The 16,493-nt window shown below is 32.3% G+C and carries 13 protein-coding genes; 8 read left to right on the top strand and 5 right to left on the bottom strand.

What is annotated here, in order from left to right; translation table 11 throughout:
- Positions 1–77: 77 nt before the first annotated feature.
- Together EV144_RS08515 and EV144_RS08510 are read left to right on the top strand one after the other, a co-directional pair.
- On the top strand, positions 78–2,177 hold the full coding sequence (locus EV144_RS08515) for a peptidylprolyl isomerase (RefSeq protein ID WP_134147980.1): 2,100 nt from the start codon (positions 78–80) through the stop codon (positions 2,175–2,177).
- 267 nt (positions 2,178–2,444) lie between these two features.
- Entirely contained in the window at positions 2,445–2,909 is a 465-nt protein-coding gene (locus EV144_RS08510) for a hypothetical protein (RefSeq protein WP_243854642.1), read from the top strand.
- Positions 2,910–2,939: 30 nt separating this feature from the next.
- Here the strand turns inward: EV144_RS08510 and EV144_RS08505 are convergent, their stop codons facing one another.
- Together EV144_RS08505 and EV144_RS08500 are read right to left on the bottom strand one after the other, a co-directional pair.
- Entirely contained in the window at positions 2,940–3,854 is a 915-nt protein-coding gene (locus tag EV144_RS08505) for a GYDIA family GHMP kinase (protein WP_134147978.1), read from the bottom strand.
- Between the two features lie 88 nt (positions 3,855–3,942).
- Entirely contained in the window at positions 3,943–5,256 is a 1,314-nt protein-coding gene (locus tag EV144_RS08500; RefSeq protein WP_134147977.1) for a hydroxymethylglutaryl-CoA reductase, degradative, read from the bottom strand.
- A gap of 182 nt (positions 5,257–5,438) precedes the next feature.
- Here EV144_RS08500 and EV144_RS08495 point away from each other — a divergent pair, with 182 nt between their 5' ends.
- The 6 genes from EV144_RS08495 to EV144_RS08470 all read left to right on the top strand — a co-directional run bounded on the left by EV144_RS08495 (position 5,439) and on the right by EV144_RS08470 (position 12,724).
- Positions 5,439–7,610 carry a S9 family peptidase gene (locus EV144_RS08495; protein ID WP_134147975.1) on the top strand — a complete coding sequence of 724 codons (2,172 nt, stop codon included), beginning with the start codon at positions 5,439–5,441 and terminating at the stop codon, positions 7,608–7,610.
- Between the two features lie 45 nt (positions 7,611–7,655).
- Complete coding sequence (locus EV144_RS08490) at positions 7,656–9,332, top strand: peptide MFS transporter (protein WP_134147973.1); 1,677 nt, start codon at positions 7,656–7,658, stop codon at positions 9,330–9,332.
- Position 9,333: 1 nt separating this feature from the next.
- The gene (locus EV144_RS08485) at positions 9,334–10,818 is read left to right on the top strand and encodes a peptide MFS transporter (RefSeq protein WP_134148910.1); all 1,485 of its coding nucleotides are present in this window, start codon (positions 9,334–9,336) and stop codon (positions 10,816–10,818) included.
- Positions 10,819–10,870: 52 nt separating this feature from the next.
- Positions 10,871–11,338 (top strand): thioredoxin family protein, encoded by a 468-nt coding sequence (locus EV144_RS08480; protein WP_134147972.1) that lies wholly within the window; start codon positions 10,871–10,873, stop codon positions 11,336–11,338.
- A 227-nt stretch (positions 11,339–11,565) separates the two neighbouring features.
- On the top strand, positions 11,566–12,018 hold the full coding sequence (locus tag EV144_RS08475; protein WP_134147970.1) for a thioredoxin family protein: 453 nt from the start codon (positions 11,566–11,568) through the stop codon (positions 12,016–12,018).
- A gap of 304 nt (positions 12,019–12,322) precedes the next feature.
- Positions 12,323–12,724, top strand: coding sequence for a thioredoxin family protein (locus EV144_RS08470; RefSeq protein ID WP_243854641.1), 402 nt, complete (start codon positions 12,323–12,325; stop codon positions 12,722–12,724).
- A 12-nt stretch (positions 12,725–12,736) separates the two neighbouring features.
- Here the strand turns inward: EV144_RS08470 and EV144_RS08465 are convergent, their stop codons facing one another.
- From EV144_RS08465 to lpxB, 3 genes are read right to left on the bottom strand one after another with little or no spacing between them, the layout of a single operon-like run.
- Positions 12,737–14,773 carry a ComEC/Rec2 family competence protein gene (locus EV144_RS08465; protein WP_134147966.1) on the bottom strand — a complete coding sequence of 679 codons (2,037 nt, stop codon included), beginning with the start codon at positions 14,771–14,773 and terminating at the stop codon, positions 12,737–12,739.
- Positions 14,774–14,825: 52 nt separating this feature from the next.
- A complete protein-coding gene (locus EV144_RS08460; RefSeq protein WP_134147965.1) occupies positions 14,826–15,311 on the bottom strand; it encodes a C40 family peptidase in 486 nt (161 codons plus the stop codon).
- Positions 15,312–15,323: 12 nt separating this feature from the next.
- Complete coding sequence (gene lpxB / locus EV144_RS08455; protein ID WP_134147963.1) at positions 15,324–16,442, bottom strand: lipid-A-disaccharide synthase; 1,119 nt, start codon at positions 16,440–16,442, stop codon at positions 15,324–15,326.
- Positions 16,443–16,493: the final 51 nt, after the last annotated feature.

The following is a 16,493-nucleotide window of genomic DNA, read 5'->3' as shown; positions in this document are numbered from 1 at the left end:
AATAAAACGCTAGTTGTATTGTTATTAACTAGATAATTGTATTTTCGCAAACTGAATATAAAATTAATAACATAAAAATGGCAGTTTTAGCAAAAATTAGACAGCGTTCCGCTTTATTGATAGGAGTTATTGCACTTGCATTATTTGCATTTATAATCCAAGATCTTATCGGTAAAGGAACATTTAGTCAAAGTTCAAAAGATGTAGGAAGCATCGATGGAAAAGATATTTCATTTGAAGACTTTAGAATTAAAGTTAGTAATGTTGAAAAAAGTGGACAAGGTATTACTTCCACTGAAGCTGCAAACAGAGTTTGGGATCAAGAAGTTTCAATCGCTTTATTATCTGCTCAGTTTGATAAATTAGGATTGAGAGTTGGCGAAAAACACTTAATTGAAGTTTTAAAAGCAGATCCAAATATTGGAAAAAACCCTATGTTCTTAAATGCTGCAGGTATTTTTGATATTGTAAAATTCAAAGACTATTTCAAAACTAATCCTGAAGCTGCACAATATATTGCTGAAAAAGAAAAAGACGCTGCATTAAACGCAAAATTTCAAATCTACAATACATTAATCAAAGCTGGACTTTACACAACTGCTAGTGAAGGAAAGTTGAAATATGAAATGGAAGCTAACAAAGTAAATTTTGCTTATGCTGGTGCATTATATTCTTCTATTAAAGATAGTGATGTAAAAATTTCTGATTCTGAAATCGTAGATTATATGAAGAAAAACGAGAAGAAATTTAAAGCAGATGACACTCGTGAAATTCAATACGTTTTAGTAGAAGATAAACCTTCTAAAGAAGACGAAGCTGAAATTAGAGCTAAATTGACATCTTTATTATCAGGAAGTGTTGTTTACAACGCAAAAACGGGTAAAAACGATACATTAGCAGGTTTTAGAAATGCTACAAACATTGCAGAATTTGTAAACTCAAATTCTGATGTACCATACGATTCAACTTACGTGGCTAAAAATAGTCTTCCTGCGGTTGATGCTGATAAATTATTCAGCTTAGCTCCAGGTGCAATTTACGGACCATACGTATTTGGAAAATACTTATGTCTTTCTAAATCATTAGGATTTAAAGCTGGCGTTAACGCAAAAGCAAGTCACATCTTAATTGGTTACGAAGGATCTCAAACTCCAAACCAAAAAGAAAAAAGAACTAAAGAAGAAGCAAAAGCTAAAGCAGAAGAAATTTTAGCTCAGGTTCAGGCAAATCCAGATAGTTTCATGATGTTGGCTTTTACAAGCTCTGATGATTCATCTGCACAACAAGGTGGTGATTTAGGATATTTTGGTCCAAATCAAATGGTAAAACCATTTAATGATTTTGTATTCAGCAACGGAATTGGAAAAGTTGGTTTAGTAGAAACTCCTTTCGGATTTCATATCATCAAAATCACTGACAAACAAGACGGAATTCGTTTAGCTACTATTGCTCAAAAAATCGAGCCATCTGAAGCTACTTCTGATAAAGTATTTACATTAGCAACTAAATTTGAAATGGATGCTGCTAATAAAGATTTTAATGCTACTGCAAAAGAATTAGGTTTAAAAGTTGCTGCTCCTGTAACTGCAAAAGCTATGGATGAAGTGTTTGGTTCTCTAGGAAACCAACGTAACATTGTAAGATGGGCATTTGACAAAGAAACTAGTACTGGAGACGTAAAACGCTTTGAAATTGCTAATATTGGTCACGTAATTGCACAATATAAAGGTGAAAACAAATCAGGTTTAGTTTCTGTTACTATGGCAAGACCTTATGTTGAGCCAATCTTGAAAAACAAGAAAAAAGCTGAAATTCTAAAAGCTAAAATGACTGGTTCTAGTCTTGAAGCTGTAGCAAAAAGCGCTGGTGTAGCAGTACAACAAGCAACTAATGTTACTTTAGACAATCCAGTTTTACCTGGTGGAGTTGGACAAGAGCCAAAAGTTGTTGGTAATGCATTTGCTTTAGCTGCAAACAAAGTTTCTGCTCCAATTGAAGGAAATACTGGAGTTTATGTTGTAAAAAACATTAGTACAGTAAAAGCGCCTGCAATTGCAAATCACGCTCCTTACATCGAGAAAGTAAAAGCTCAAAGCGCATCTGATGCAAACAGAGTTTTACCAGCTTTAAAAAGCAATGCTAAAATCGAAGACAACAGGTTACAATTTAATTACTAGTCTCTAGTAAACAGCTATAAAAAAGCCCGAAATGTTCTTTTGAATGTTTCGGGTTTTTTATGTTTGAATGTGAAAAATATTAAATGTTTTTGTAATAATAATCTGTTAAATATCTCTGACTATATAGGAATAATGGAAATATAATAGGAAAAATTTGGGATATTAAAAATATTACAGTTAATTTGTCTCGATTTTTATTTTAGTAAACATATATCTGTCTGAAAATCAAGACAAAAACAAAGTGAAAATGATAAAAAAATTACTTTAATGTTGCGGTATTTAAGAATGCTTAAGATTTTTAAAAAGAAGCCTAAAGTATATTCCAAAATCGAGAATCATATTTTTGGAATTATTACTGAATTGCTTAAAGTACCTAGCACCGACATCAATTGTGATGAACTGGGAGGGAAATACTATCTAAGTAACGAAGAGCAGCACTTTAAGGTAACAATATTGGGCAACGACAATGTAATACGATTAACCAACACTCGTGATTCTGTTGCCGAAAAATACGATAAGATTTTTGTAGAAGATGTTTTGAAAGCGGTAAAAGAAGAAAAACACCGCAGAATGGAACTGGTTTATGATTCTATTACTAATAGTATAGAAAAGATGGCAGAACGCCTGCATAATACCCTTATAGAGTCGAATGAACAGACTGAACAGGAAAATCAAATTGTGAGACGACTCGAAACAAAAGAATCTAAAAATAAGAAAGTAAATCTTAATTAGTTTTTTGCCTTAATTTATAACATTAGAGTTCTATAAAATCATTTCTGCATAAGTAAGTATAGTTTCATATCCTTTTGATATAAAATATTCTTTAGGATCTTCTTTAGAAACGACCATTACAAAGTCACCGCCCCAAGCACCAAGACTTTTAACCACACCATTAAAATCCGGAAAAGCAATTTCTTTAATAGTTTGCAATTCTAAAATGTTACTCAATTGAATTTCATGTTTTTCTAAAGCACGGGCAAATTCTTTTAGTGTTTTGGCATTTATAACCGCATCAGTAATTTTATTATTAGCTGCAATACTTTCGGCTAAATGCTGGTTTTTGTTATTGTAATAAGCATTTATAGCGGCTTTGCTGTTTTGCTTTTTATTTAGATAAACAAAGAATATGTTTTGAGTAAAATCTGGATTGAAATTTACAGACTCAACCACCGGACGATTTTGTTCTAAGCGATATGTTATAGGAGTATTGTTTTGTGCACAGGCAATATCATAACCACTTCCTCCAAAACTGTTTTTAAGCAATGTAAAAGCATCAATTTTTGTCCATTGTGCAATATTGTTCAATAAAGTTGAAGAAGTGCCCAAACCCCAATTTTTAGGAAACGTAAGTTGTGTATAAACGATATATCCTTCGGCATTATTTATAAAATCTGAATTGAGTAGATAAGCTTCGTGCAGAATATTAATTAAAGTAGTTTTTACCGTTTCTATTTTGACTTCAGGATTGTTTATTACCTCAGAAAAAGAAATACTATCTTCAAACCAAACGTGTTTGTCAAAATCATAACTTTTCCATTTGATTTCTTGATTGGAACCATTTTCTATTACTAGATTTTGACCGAATTTTGTAGGTAATGCAAAAGCTCTGGCGCCGTCTAATACTAAGTATTCTCCTGTAATTAAAAGTTTTCCGTTACTGTAAAAGGTATTTTTCATTCTATATTTTTAGCCCCGATAGCAGCGGCATCCTTTTGGGGTGGGGTTCAGCCCAAAAGATACAGCGGATAGCGGGAATAGCTTCTAATTATTTTCGTAAATTTTCTATAAACTCAACTACGGCACTGTGCGAAATAGCATTTTTCTTAAAGTAAGCTTTAATCAAATGACGTTCTTCGTCGTTGGCTTCAAATTGGTTGAGGATATTATTTAAGTGCATTTTCATGTGTCCTTCCTGAATTCCGGTTGTAGTTAAAGAACGTAAAGCTGCAAAATTCTGTGCCAAACCAGCAACGGCAACAATCTCCATTAATTCTTTTGCCGAAGGTTTTTGAAGAATCTCTAAACACAATTTTACTAAAGGATGTAACGAAGTTAATCCGCCAACGGTACCTAAAGCAAGAGGTATTTCTAACCAGAAAGTAAAGATTCCGTTTTCTATTTTGGCGTGCGACAAACTCGCGTATTGTCCGTTTCTGGAAGCATAAGCATGAATTCCGGCTTCTACAGCTCTAAAATCATTTCCTGTTGCCAAAATTACAGCATCAACACCATTCATAATACCTTTATTGTGCGTAACGGCTCTAAAAGGTTCAACTTCGGCAATCTGAACAGCCTGTACAAAACGTTCGGCAAATTCTTGCGGATTGGTAATATGTTTTTCTTTTAAGTCTTCGATAGGGCAGGAAACTTCGGCTCTAACTACGCAATTCGGAACATAATTAGATAAAATGCTCATGACCACCTGAAGCGTTTCGTTTTCTGAAAGTAAATCAGAATTTTGAGCTTCTTCTTTTAATGTTGTTGCAAATTGTTCCAGACAAGAATTGATGAAATTGGCTCCCATACTATCTTTCGTTTCGAAAGTGGCGTGCAATTGAAAATAATTTTCCAGTAAATTTCTTTTGTCTTTTAGCTGAATGTCTAGAATTCCGCCGCCACGTTGCTGCATATTTTTAGTAATGCTTTGCGTGTCTGAGAAAAATTTTGGTTTGATTTGATCAAAAAAGGTATGTAATTTTTGAGCGTCTCCGTTGAAAATGAAATGCACCTGACCAATTTTTTCGGTATCAATTACAGTTGCTTTAAACCCGCCGCGTGTTGCCCAATATTTGGCAGATTTAGATGCTGCAGCCACTACAGAGCTTTCCTCAATAGCCATAGGGATGGTTTTGTAATTTCCGTTGATTAAAAAATTAGGAGCAACTCCAAGAGGGATATATAAATTGGTAATCGTATTTTCGATAAATTCATCGTGCAGCTGTTGGAGCTTGTCGTCTGAATTCCAGTAATTTCTTATAATGTTTACAGCCTCATCTGGTGTAGAAAAGTATTCAGTAGCGATCCAGTTAATTTTTTCTTTTTTGGATAATTTAGAAAATCCGGCAACAGCGTTGTTCATTCTCAGTATATTAAATAATAATGTTGCGGCAAATATACCATTTTAAGAGTTTTCTTTAAAATGTATTTGAAACATCAAAAAGCGCAATCGTTATTTTTTTTAACATTTAACACTTAAAATGTGTATTATGTTTATTTTTTTCACTAAAATTGGACTCTTTTTTATGTTTAAAATAAATTATAATGAATACAAATAAAATTACTCTTGTTCTTTTATTTTTGGTTGCAACCGTTTTTGGCCAACAAAAAATCACTATTGAGGATATTTATGGTGGAGCATTCCGAGCTAAAGGGATGGATGAACTGCAATCTTTGAAAAATACAGATCGATATACGGTGCTAAATGTTGATCAGGCAAACAGAACCATGCAGATCGATTTGTATGATTTTGCAACGCTAAAAAAAGTTTCTAACTTAATAGATACTAAAAATCATGCAGCATTAGCTGACGGAATTGACAGTTATACTTTTGATGCTTCTGAAAAAAAGATCTTAATTGCCTGCAATTCAAATCAAATTTTTCGCCATTCTTTTACAGCAGATTATTTTTTATATGATATAGCTTCTAAATCGCTTACTAAGCTTTTTAATTTTCAGGTGCAGGAGCCGACTTTTTCGCCAGACGGAACTAAGATTGCTTATGCTAAAGAAAACAATTTATATGTTTACGACGTAGCTTCAAAAAAATCTACTGCAGTTACTACAGACGGAAAGAAAAATGCTGTGATTAATGGTATTACGGATTGGGTTTACGAAGAAGAATTTGCTTTTGTCCGGGCTTTTGACTGGAGTAAAGACAGTAAAAAACTAGCGTATATTCGTTTTGACGAAAGTGCAGTTCCAGAATTTTCGATGTCAATTTTTCATAAAGATTTATACCCAACAATCGAAACTTTTAAATATCCTAAAGCGGGAGAAAAGAACTCTGTAGTTTCATTGCATATTTATGATGCGGCGAGTAATGCTGTTAAAAAAGTAGATCTTGGAAATTATAATGATTTTTATATAGCAAGATTACAATGGACAAATGATAATAATACATTGTCTGCACAGGTTTTAAACCGCCATCAGGATAATCTTGATTTGTTGTTTGTTGATGGTACAACGGCAGTCGCAAAACTAGTTTTGAATGAAAAAGACAAAGCTTATGTAGATGTTACTGATAATTTGACATTTTTAAAAGATAACAGTTTTATCTGGACAAGCGAAAAAGATGGTTTCAATCATATTTATGTATATGATAATACCGGAAAACTTAAAAATCAGGTTACAAAAGGAAACTGGGAAGTAACTTCATACTACGGTTTCGACGAAAAATCTAAAACTATTTTCTATCAATCTACAGAAAATGGTTCTATAAACAGAGCAATTTACCGCATCTCATTAGACGGAAAAAATAAAACAGCTTTGTCTAAAACTACAGGAACAAATGCGGCAACTTTCAGCCCTAATTTCCAATATTATATTAATACTTTTTCTAGTGCTTCTCAGCCTACAACTTACACTTTAAACGAAGCAAAATCGGGTAAAGAAATTCAGGTTATTGAGAATAATCAGGCATTATCTGCTAAACTGAAAAATTATAATTTGCCTACAAAAGAGTTTTTTGTTTTAAAAACTGCTAAAGGAAATGAATTAAATGCTTGGATTTTGAAACCAAAAGATTTCGATCCTTCAAAAAAACATCCTGTTTTCATGTATCAATATTCTGGTCCAGGATCACAACAGGTAAATAATGACTGGAATAATTCTGATGATTACTGGTTTCAGTCATTGGCACAGCAAGGTTATATTGTAGCTTGTGTAGATGGAAGAGGAACGGGTTATAAAGGTGCCGACTTTAAAAAAGTAACACAAAAAGAATTAGGAAAATATGAAGTTGAAGATCAGATTGATGCAGCAAAAGTAATTGGTGCTTATCCGTATGTTGATGCTTCACGTATTGGTATTTTTGGATGGAGTTACGGAGGTTTTATGGCTTCGAACTGTATTTTTCAAGGAAACGATGTTTTCAAAATGGCTATTGCTGTAGCTCCTGTAACGAACTGGCGTTTTTATGACAGTGTTTACACAGAAAGATACATGCAGACGCCTCAGGAAAATGCAAGTGGTTACGACCAAAACTCTCCAATAAATCATGTTGATAAATTAAAAGGTAAGTTTTTATTAATTCACGGATCTGGTGATGATAACGTTCATGTGCAAAATTCTATGCAAATGATGGAAGCATTAATTCAGGCAAACAAACAATTTGATTCTCAAATATATCCAGATAAAAACCACGGAATTTATGGTGGTGCAACGAGAATTCAGCTGTACAATAAAATGACTAACTTTATCAAAGCAAATTTATAATAACCTAAAAATCTAAAAATAACCTAAAATAAAATAATGAATAATATGGGAGAAACTCAAGTGAAATCAGCGCATCCAAAAGGACTTTGGGTATTGTTTGGAACGGAGATGTGGGAGAGGTTCAATTTTTATGGAATGCGTGCTTTATTGACGTTGTTTCTTGTTAACTCATTATTAATGAAAGAAGAAGAAGCTTCATTAATTTATGGTGGTTTTCTTGGTCTTTGTTATTTGACTCCAATGTTGGGAGGTTTTGTAGCAGATCGTTTTTTAGGAAACAGAAATTGTATTTTATTAGGCGGATTATTAATGGCAATCGGGCAATTACTGTTGTTTACCAGCGGTAGTGTTTTTGAAGGAAATTTAGGTCTGGCAAAAGCTATTATGTACTGCGGTTTGGCAACTATTGTTTTTGGTAATGGTTTCTTTAAACCAAATATTTCTAGTATGGTGGGTAGTTTATATCCAAAACAAGAAAAAACAAAACTAGATACAGCTTTTACTATTTTCTATATGGGTATTAACATCGGAGCTTTCTTAGGGCAATCAATTTGTCCTTTGTTAGGAGATGTTAAAGATACTGGCGGTATTAGAGATATACACGCTTTTAGATGGGGATTCTTAGCGGCTTCTGTTGCTATGCTTTTAGGAACTTTGCTTTTTTACTTCTTAAAAAATAAATATGTGGTTTCTCCGGAAGGAAGACCATTAGGAGGTTTGCCTTCTAAAAATGAAGCTGCAGATTTTGAAGAAGGAGAAGCTCAAAAAGCCAATTTTTCTAGTAAATCTTTATCTATTGCTGGTGTTGCATTCTTAGTTTTAGGCTTGTTCTTTCACTATGTAGTAGGACAGAATTTAATTTATACTTTAATCTATTCCAGCGGCTTATCTTTGGCCGGATTAATCATTTCTGATTCTTCATTAACAAAAGTAGAAAGAGATAGAATTATCGTAATCTATATTGTTTCTTTCTTTATTATTTTCTTTTGGGCTGCGTTTGAGCAGGCTGGTTCTTCTTTAACTTTTATTGCAGATAACCAGACAGATAGAAACTTCTTTGGTTTTCAAATGCCGGCATCGATGGTTCAGATTTTCAACGGATTATTCGTTGTGGCTTTAGCAGTTCCTTTCAGTATATTATGGGATACGCTTAGAGCAAAAGGAAAAGAACCAATTTCTCCTGTAAAATTAGCAGTTGGTTTGGTGATCATTTCGATTAGTTTCTTCATGATTGCAACTCAGGTTTCATACATTGGGACTTCTGGTTTGTTATTAGTGAAATGGTTGATTTTATTATATTTCTTAAATACTTGTGCTGAATTATGTTTATCTCCAATTGGTTTATCATTGGTAGGTAAATTATCTCCAAAACGTTTTGCTTCTTTATTATACGGAGTGTTTTTCTTGTCTAATGCTTCTGGTTATGCATTAGGAGGAACTCTAGGTTCTATTTTGCCTGCAACAGGTGATAAATTTGCAAAAGCAAAAGAATTAGGAATTGATCTTCAGGCTATATTAGATAAAACAGTTACGCCAACTGCAGAGCAATTGGCTCTTTTAGACAAGCATCAAATTAGTGCAGCAAATCACTTTTTTGCAGGATTTGAAATTCATAACTTAAACGAGTTCTTTATGGTATTCGTTGTGCTTACAGGAATTGCTGCAATTGTGTTATTTGCGTTGACTCCTTTCTTGAAAAAAATGATGCATGGTGTTAGATAAAATGGAAAACGAGCTTACTTTAGAAGGAATTCAAAATTTTAAAGGCAAATACCCAAAACAATTGTGGTATTTATTTTTAGTTGAAATGTGGGAACGTTTTTGTTTCTATGGAATGAGAGGAGTTTTAGCATTTTTCATGGTAGATCAATTAGGTTTACTTGAAGGAAAAGCTAATCTTCAATACGGAGCAATCCAAGCGTTTGTTTATGCCTTTACTTTTATTGGAGGAATATTTGCCGATAAAGTTTTAGGTTTTAAAAAATCACTGCTTTTTGGTGGTATAATCATGATTTTGGGGAATTTGCTGATCGCAGCTTCGCCGCATGATTTTTTCTATTACGGTATAACATTGTCTATTATCGGAACAGGTTTTTTTAAACCCAACGTATCTTCGATGGTAGGAGAGTTATATCATGAAAATGATGGTCGTAGAGATGCTGGTTACGGATTGTTTTATGCCGGAATCAATATTGGTGGAATGTTGGGTGGTGCAATTCCGATTTATTTAGGAAAAAATTACTCTTGGAGTCTGTGTTTTCTTTCTTCCGCGGTTGTTATGATCATCGGGGTCGTTACGTTTCTTTTGACTAAAAAATATTTAGCTCCAATTGGAAATTCTCCTCTGGAAAACGCTTTGCCATCAAAAAGAAAAACATACGAAATTGCAGTTTATGCAGGTTCATTGTTAGTAATTCCGCTTGTATATATCATGGTAATCAATTCTGATTATACAGATTATTTTATGTACACAATTGGTATTATTGCTGTTGGATACTTCTTATATGAGTTGATTAACATAAAAGATAGAAAACAACAATACAAACTAATGGCTGCATTTATATTTATCTTCGGGTATTTTATGTTTATGGCTATTTCTGAGCAGTCAGGAGGTTCGTTATCATTATTTGCAAAAGACAATTTATCAAACAAATTGTTGTTTTTTAATATAGATCCAAATGTGGTAAACAACAGTATAAACTCATTGTATGTTATCATTTTTAGTCCGCTTATCGGCTTGCTTTGGATTTTTATGTACAAGAGAAAAATTGAACCTAATACAGTTATAAAATTCGGACTTTCGTTTGTTTTATTAGCTGCAGGATTTTTTATTTTTTACAGTGCAAGATTTTTTATCGATCCGCAAGGCTTAAGTTCTTTAAATGTTTTTGCATTAGGATATCTAATCTATACACTCGGAGAATTGTGCATTGGCCCAATTGGAATGTCTGTAATTACAAAATTATCACCAAAAAGATTATTTGGTATGATGATGGGATTATGGTTCTTATCTAGTGCTTTTGGTCAATTAGCTGCAGGTAAATTAGGATCTGAAATGTCTAATGCGAATACAGGAACAACCTTAATGTCTAAACTTATTGCATACACAGACGGATATTACCAATTGGCCATATATTCATTAATTGCGGGTGTGGTTTTGATTGTTGCTACACCATTAATTAAAAAATTAATGCAAGAAGTAAAATAGACGACATTTTGTAATTCAAATTTTGCTTAAATTTGTCCAAAATTAAAACATTATGAAAAGAATATTTCTAATAGCTTTCTTTTTAATTGGAGCATTTGCAAGTCAGGCGCAAGAATTAAAATGGTATACTGATGTTAAAGAAGCCATTACTATAAGTAATAAGGAACAAAAACCAATGTTATTGTTTTTTACCGGAAGTGATTGGTGCGGATGGTGTATTCGTTTGCAAAACGAAGTGCTAAAAACGGCTGAATTTAAAAAATGGGCAGCAGATAATGTTGTCTTGGTAGAATTAGATTATCCTAGAGCAGTACCTCAAACACCAGAACTTAAAAATCAGAATAATGAGTTACAGCAAGCTTTTGGAATTCAGGGATTTCCAACCGTTTTCTTTACAAGTGCTGAAACTAAAGATGGGCGAGTAAATTTTAAAGGACTTGGTAAAACGGGTTATGTTGCAGGCGGTCCTGCTGCTTGGTTAACCGTTGCAGAAGAAATTGTTCATCCGAAGAAATCTTAATATGTAGATAACTTTAGGTCAAAATATTTAAAAAACTCCTTACGTAATTGTAAGGAGTTTTTTTTGTTTCGTAAGATTTTATTTTCAATTACATTTAGGTAAATTATTAGTATGATATTTAATTTATATAAAAAAAACATATAATGTATTTTTTGTCTCAATAAAAATTGGAAAATTAAAATATTATGTTAATTTCGTCATACTATACTAACCATAACCAATATAATATGACCAAAAAATTACTTATCCTACTATTATTTTTAGGTTCATTTTTTATGCATGCACAAAATCTAGCTTGGAGAACCAGCATGACAGATGCCATTGCAATTAGTAATGAACAAAATAAACCAATGTTGATTTTATTTACTGCCTCAGGTGTATCAGATAATCTCCAAAACGAAGTTTTTAAAACCCCAGATTTTGCCGTTTGGTCACGTGATAATGTAATCTTAGTAAAACTTGATTTATCAGATTCTTCTGCTTCTGACGGTGATAGAGAACAAAATCTTAAATTGAAAGCAGCATTTGGTGTTGAAGACTTACCGGAAGTATGTTATGCATTAGCTTCTATTAGAAAGAACAAAACAACTTTTAGTGCTTTAGGCAAACTGGCTTACAAACCAGGAGGTGCAAAAGCGTGGATTGCAGAAGCAAATGCAATCCTGCATCCAAGTGAATAATTAAACGTAATTAAGCACACTTAATATCCCTTTTTGCTTTTGCGAAGAGGGATATTTTTTTTCAATCCATTTGTCTCTTGAATCATGTGTATTGATATTTTAAAACGCCTTTTTTTTTCATATCGGTAAAAATTTAGGATTTAATTGGTAAAATTCATTTTCCGTGATTTTTTTTCATTTTTAGACAGTAAATAGACTTGTTTTATAAGGATATTATGTTAATTTAGTCGCATTAACGTAAAAATATTCTAATTTTATGGTCCGAAAACTACTTATCCTACTGTTTGTTTTAGCTTCTTTTTCCATGAAGTCACAGAATATTCTTTGGAAGACGAACTTTAATGATGCTATTACAATGAGTAATGAAGAAAAAAAACCATTACTGATTTATTTTACTATTGCCGGAGCACCGCTAAAAATTGAAAGTGAAATTTTTAAAACGCCAGATTTTGCCGTGTGGTCACGTGATAATGTGATTTTAGTAAAGCTTGATTTATCTGATGAAAGTGTGTCTGATGCAATACGAGAACAGAATATGAAAATAAAAAATGCTTTTGGGGTTGAAGAACTGCCACAGGTATGTTTTGCATTAGCGTCTGTTCGAAAAGGTAAAACAACTTTTAATGCGCTTGGCAAAGTTTCTTATAAACCAGGAGGTCCAAAATTGTGGATTAAAGACTGTGAGTTACTTTTGCATCCAGAATAGTGAATTAAACTTTTAATTTAACTTATAAAATCCCTTTTCGCTCGTGGCGTGAAAAGGGATATTTTTTTTAAGACAGCTTACTTGCCAGTTCTTTAAAATAGAATAGGAATTTGATGCATCTGCTACGATTACTTTTGGGCTGATCTTTTGCAATACGCGATCAAGATTTACTTTTGCCGACTGAGTTAAAAGAACAATGTCAGGATTTATTTTCGTTTCAAAAATACCAGTACTGTCTATAATGAGAATTTTATTTCCATTAAAGAACATTGTGTTTTTAAGCAAGTTGGTTTCTTTTAAATTTCCAAAATTGCCTACTAAATAAGAAGTGAATATTTGATTTCTTTTCGTTTTTGTATCAATTGTATCACTTGTAAAAAGAGAAATTGTTTTTCCAGATCTTTGAGAAATCAACGTTTGTTTCTTGGTATTGTAAACAATAAATTCTTGTTGCGTTTCGATTTCTTTTTTAGTGTAAATAAACGAAAGCTGTATCAAAATTATTGAACTTAAAGCAACTGTAAATTTGGTGTAAGTCGGTTTCTTAAACCAAATAATACCTGAAATTATAAAGAGATAAAAACCTAAGAGATAATACGAATTAAAACTAATATCCCGAATAACAAACGATTCAAACGAAGCGACAAAATGAATCATTTGATTTAAAAGAAAAATGCTCTTTTCAAAAATTTGAATGAGAAGTAATGGCGGACTACTGTAAACGGCAAATAACATTACTATGATCCCTGCAATCATTATAAAAGATAAAACAGGAAGTATGATGATATTCGTTATAAAAAATAATCCCGGAAATTGATGAAAATAATACAAACACAACGGAAGAGTTCCAATTTGCGCTGCAAAAGAAACCGTCAAAGTATCCCAGATATATACAATTATTTTGTTTTTGGGCGACCAGATTTTTTTTAATAAAGGCTGTAACCAAATAATAAAAAACAAGGCCAAATAACTCAATTGAAAACCTACATCAAATAAGAAATAAGGTTCGAAAATCAGTATCAATAAAATAGAAACTAACAGTGTGTGGTAGATATTGCCACTTCTGCGTAAATGATTTCCGATGGCTACAAAAGAAAACATTACAACAGAGCGCAGTACAGATGGTGATAAACCAGAAATAATGGCAAATGCAATCAATGAAAATAAAATTGCAGCTAGTTTTATTGCAGAACCTCTTCTAGTATTAGGAATTGGTTTTAAAATAAAAGCAATAAACAACATAATAAATCCTACATGTAGACCAGATACCGAAAGTACGTGAGTTGCGCCAGAATATTGATAATCTTGTATAATATCAGATGAGATTTCTTGCTGCTGGCCTAGAATTAATGCAAGAGCAACATTCATTTCCGCTTTGTTAAAATTGGCTTTTTCCAGATTACGAAGTATTCTGGCGTGCAGACGTCCAGAATAATACCAAATGTCTTTTTGAATTTTTCTGCTGACTTTTACTTCTGATTTTTTGCAAAATACCTGAGCATAAATTTGCTTGTTTGCCAGATAACTGCTGTAATCAAATTGATTCGGATTTTTGTTTGCTTTTGTGTACTGCAACAATGTTTTTATTCTAATTGTATTGCCAATAATTAAAGAATTTGGCGTGCTGTGTTTTTGAATATTGACAATAATTTTACCCGAATACTTTTTGTTTGCAATGCTGTTTATTATTCCGATATACCGATCATTGTAATCATTGCTTTTTAGCTTTTCCCGTAATGTAAAAGTTATATAAGAAGGGTTTTTAGAATCTGATTTTGAATGTGTATAATTTGATGCTTCATTTGTTTCTGTATGCAAAATCAGAATTACTAATCCGGTAAAAAAAGAAATGATATAAGTGCTTAAACCAAAAAAGGAATTATATTTTTTGTTCTTTTGATTTAAAAAATAAGACAATACAAAAAGGACGACACTGCCAGCAAATGCTGTAATAGCTTCAAACAATGAAGGGACTAAATAATACGAAACAAAAATGCCTATAATGAAGCTAATAGTAATTTTAACTAAAGGAAAACCTAATACTTTCATGAGATAAAAGTATTAAAATTTTGTAAGAAAAAGAATATAAATAATTTATTCTTTAATTGATCACTCGATTTACCTGTTCAAAAGAATTTTTATAATAAGATTCTTTTGTTGAAGAAATAATAACACCTTTTGAAGTAGAAGAATGAATAAATTTTACTTCATCTGAAGTAACTTCGGTGATTAACCCAACATGATTTATTTGTTTGCTATTGTTGGTTTTAAAGAAAATCAAATCGCCTTTTTTAGCATCGCTTAAAGGAATTATTTTTCCAACTTTTGCCTGCTCAAAAGAACTTCTGGGAAGTTTAATGTTTTCGCTTTCAAAAGTCGTGTAAACTAAACCGGAGCAGTCAAAACCATTTTTTGTTGTTCCGGCAGCTTTGTATCTCACGCCAATATTATCTGTTGCTTTTTCGATCAGATTATTGACCAAAGATCTATTTTCTTTTTTAGGTTCATTTTTGCTTACAACGCTAGAAGTTGATTTACATGAGGTAAAAGCGACTGCTAAAAGCAAAAAGAGGATCAATTTTTTCAAAACAATATTTTTTTAATTTTGTTTTAAATCGGCAACAATAAGTTTTGCAGTCTTTTTACTCGCGCCCGCTCCGCCCAGTTTTTCTTCTAATAAATCATAATTTTTTAGAAGTTTTTCGCGATAAACAGGTTCTAATAATTTTTGAAGTTCTTCTTTAATACGTTTCGTATTGCATTCACTTTGAATCAATTCGGTTACAACTTCCTGATCCATAATTAAATTTACCAACGAGATATATTTTAAAGTAATAATACGTTTTGCGATTTGATAAGAAACATTACTTCCTTTGTAGCAAACTACTTCGGGAACTTTAAAAAGAGCCGTTTCTAAAGTTGCCGTTCCAGAAGTTACCAATGCAGCTGTAGAAGAACGAAGTAAATCGTAAGTTTTGTTAGAAACAAATTTGATATTTTTATTGCTGATAAATTGCTGATAAAATTCAAAATCCTGACTTGGAGCACCGGCAATTACAAATTCATAATCCTGAAAATCATTTACTACGCTTAACATTACGCTCAGCATTTTGGTAATTTCCTGTTTTCGGCTTCCAGGTAAAATTGCAATAATTGGTTTTTCGCCCAATTGATTTTCTTTTCGAAAAGAAGCTTCATCAAAAGCCGGCTGATTCTGAATAGCATCAATTAATGGATGCCCAACAAAATCTACAGGAAAATGATGTTTGTCTTCGTAAAAACTTTTTTCAAAAGGCAGAATCACAAACATTCTGTCGACATCTTGTTTAATCGCTTTGATTCTATTTTCTTTCCAAGCCCAAATTTGCGGAGAAATATAATAATGCGTTTTGTAATTCAGTTCTTTAGCCCATTTTGCAATACGCATATTAAATCCCGGATAATCAATAAAAATTAAAACATCAGGTTTAAATTCTAAAATGTCTTTTTTGCAGACTTTGATATTGCTTAAAATGGTTTTTAGGTTAAAAACAACTTCAATAAAACCCATAAATGCCAAATCACGATAATGTTTTACCAAAGTACCGCCTGCTTTCTGCATCAAATCACCGCCCCAAAATCTAATATCGGCTTGAGGATCTTCTTCATACAAAGCTTTCATTAAATTAGAACCGTGTAAATCTCCAGAGGCTTCGCCAGCAATTATGTAATATTTCATATCAATTTTTTTGAAAAGGGATTTCAATTGTCAGCAGACAATTTTCTGAAT

This window comes from Flavobacterium sp. 270 (assembly GCF_004368785.1).
GTDB lineage: Bacteria > Bacteroidota > Bacteroidia > Flavobacteriales > Flavobacteriaceae > Flavobacterium.
The sequence above is the reverse complement of the archived record's forward strand: the minus strand, read 5'-3'. Positions and strand labels throughout refer to the sequence as shown.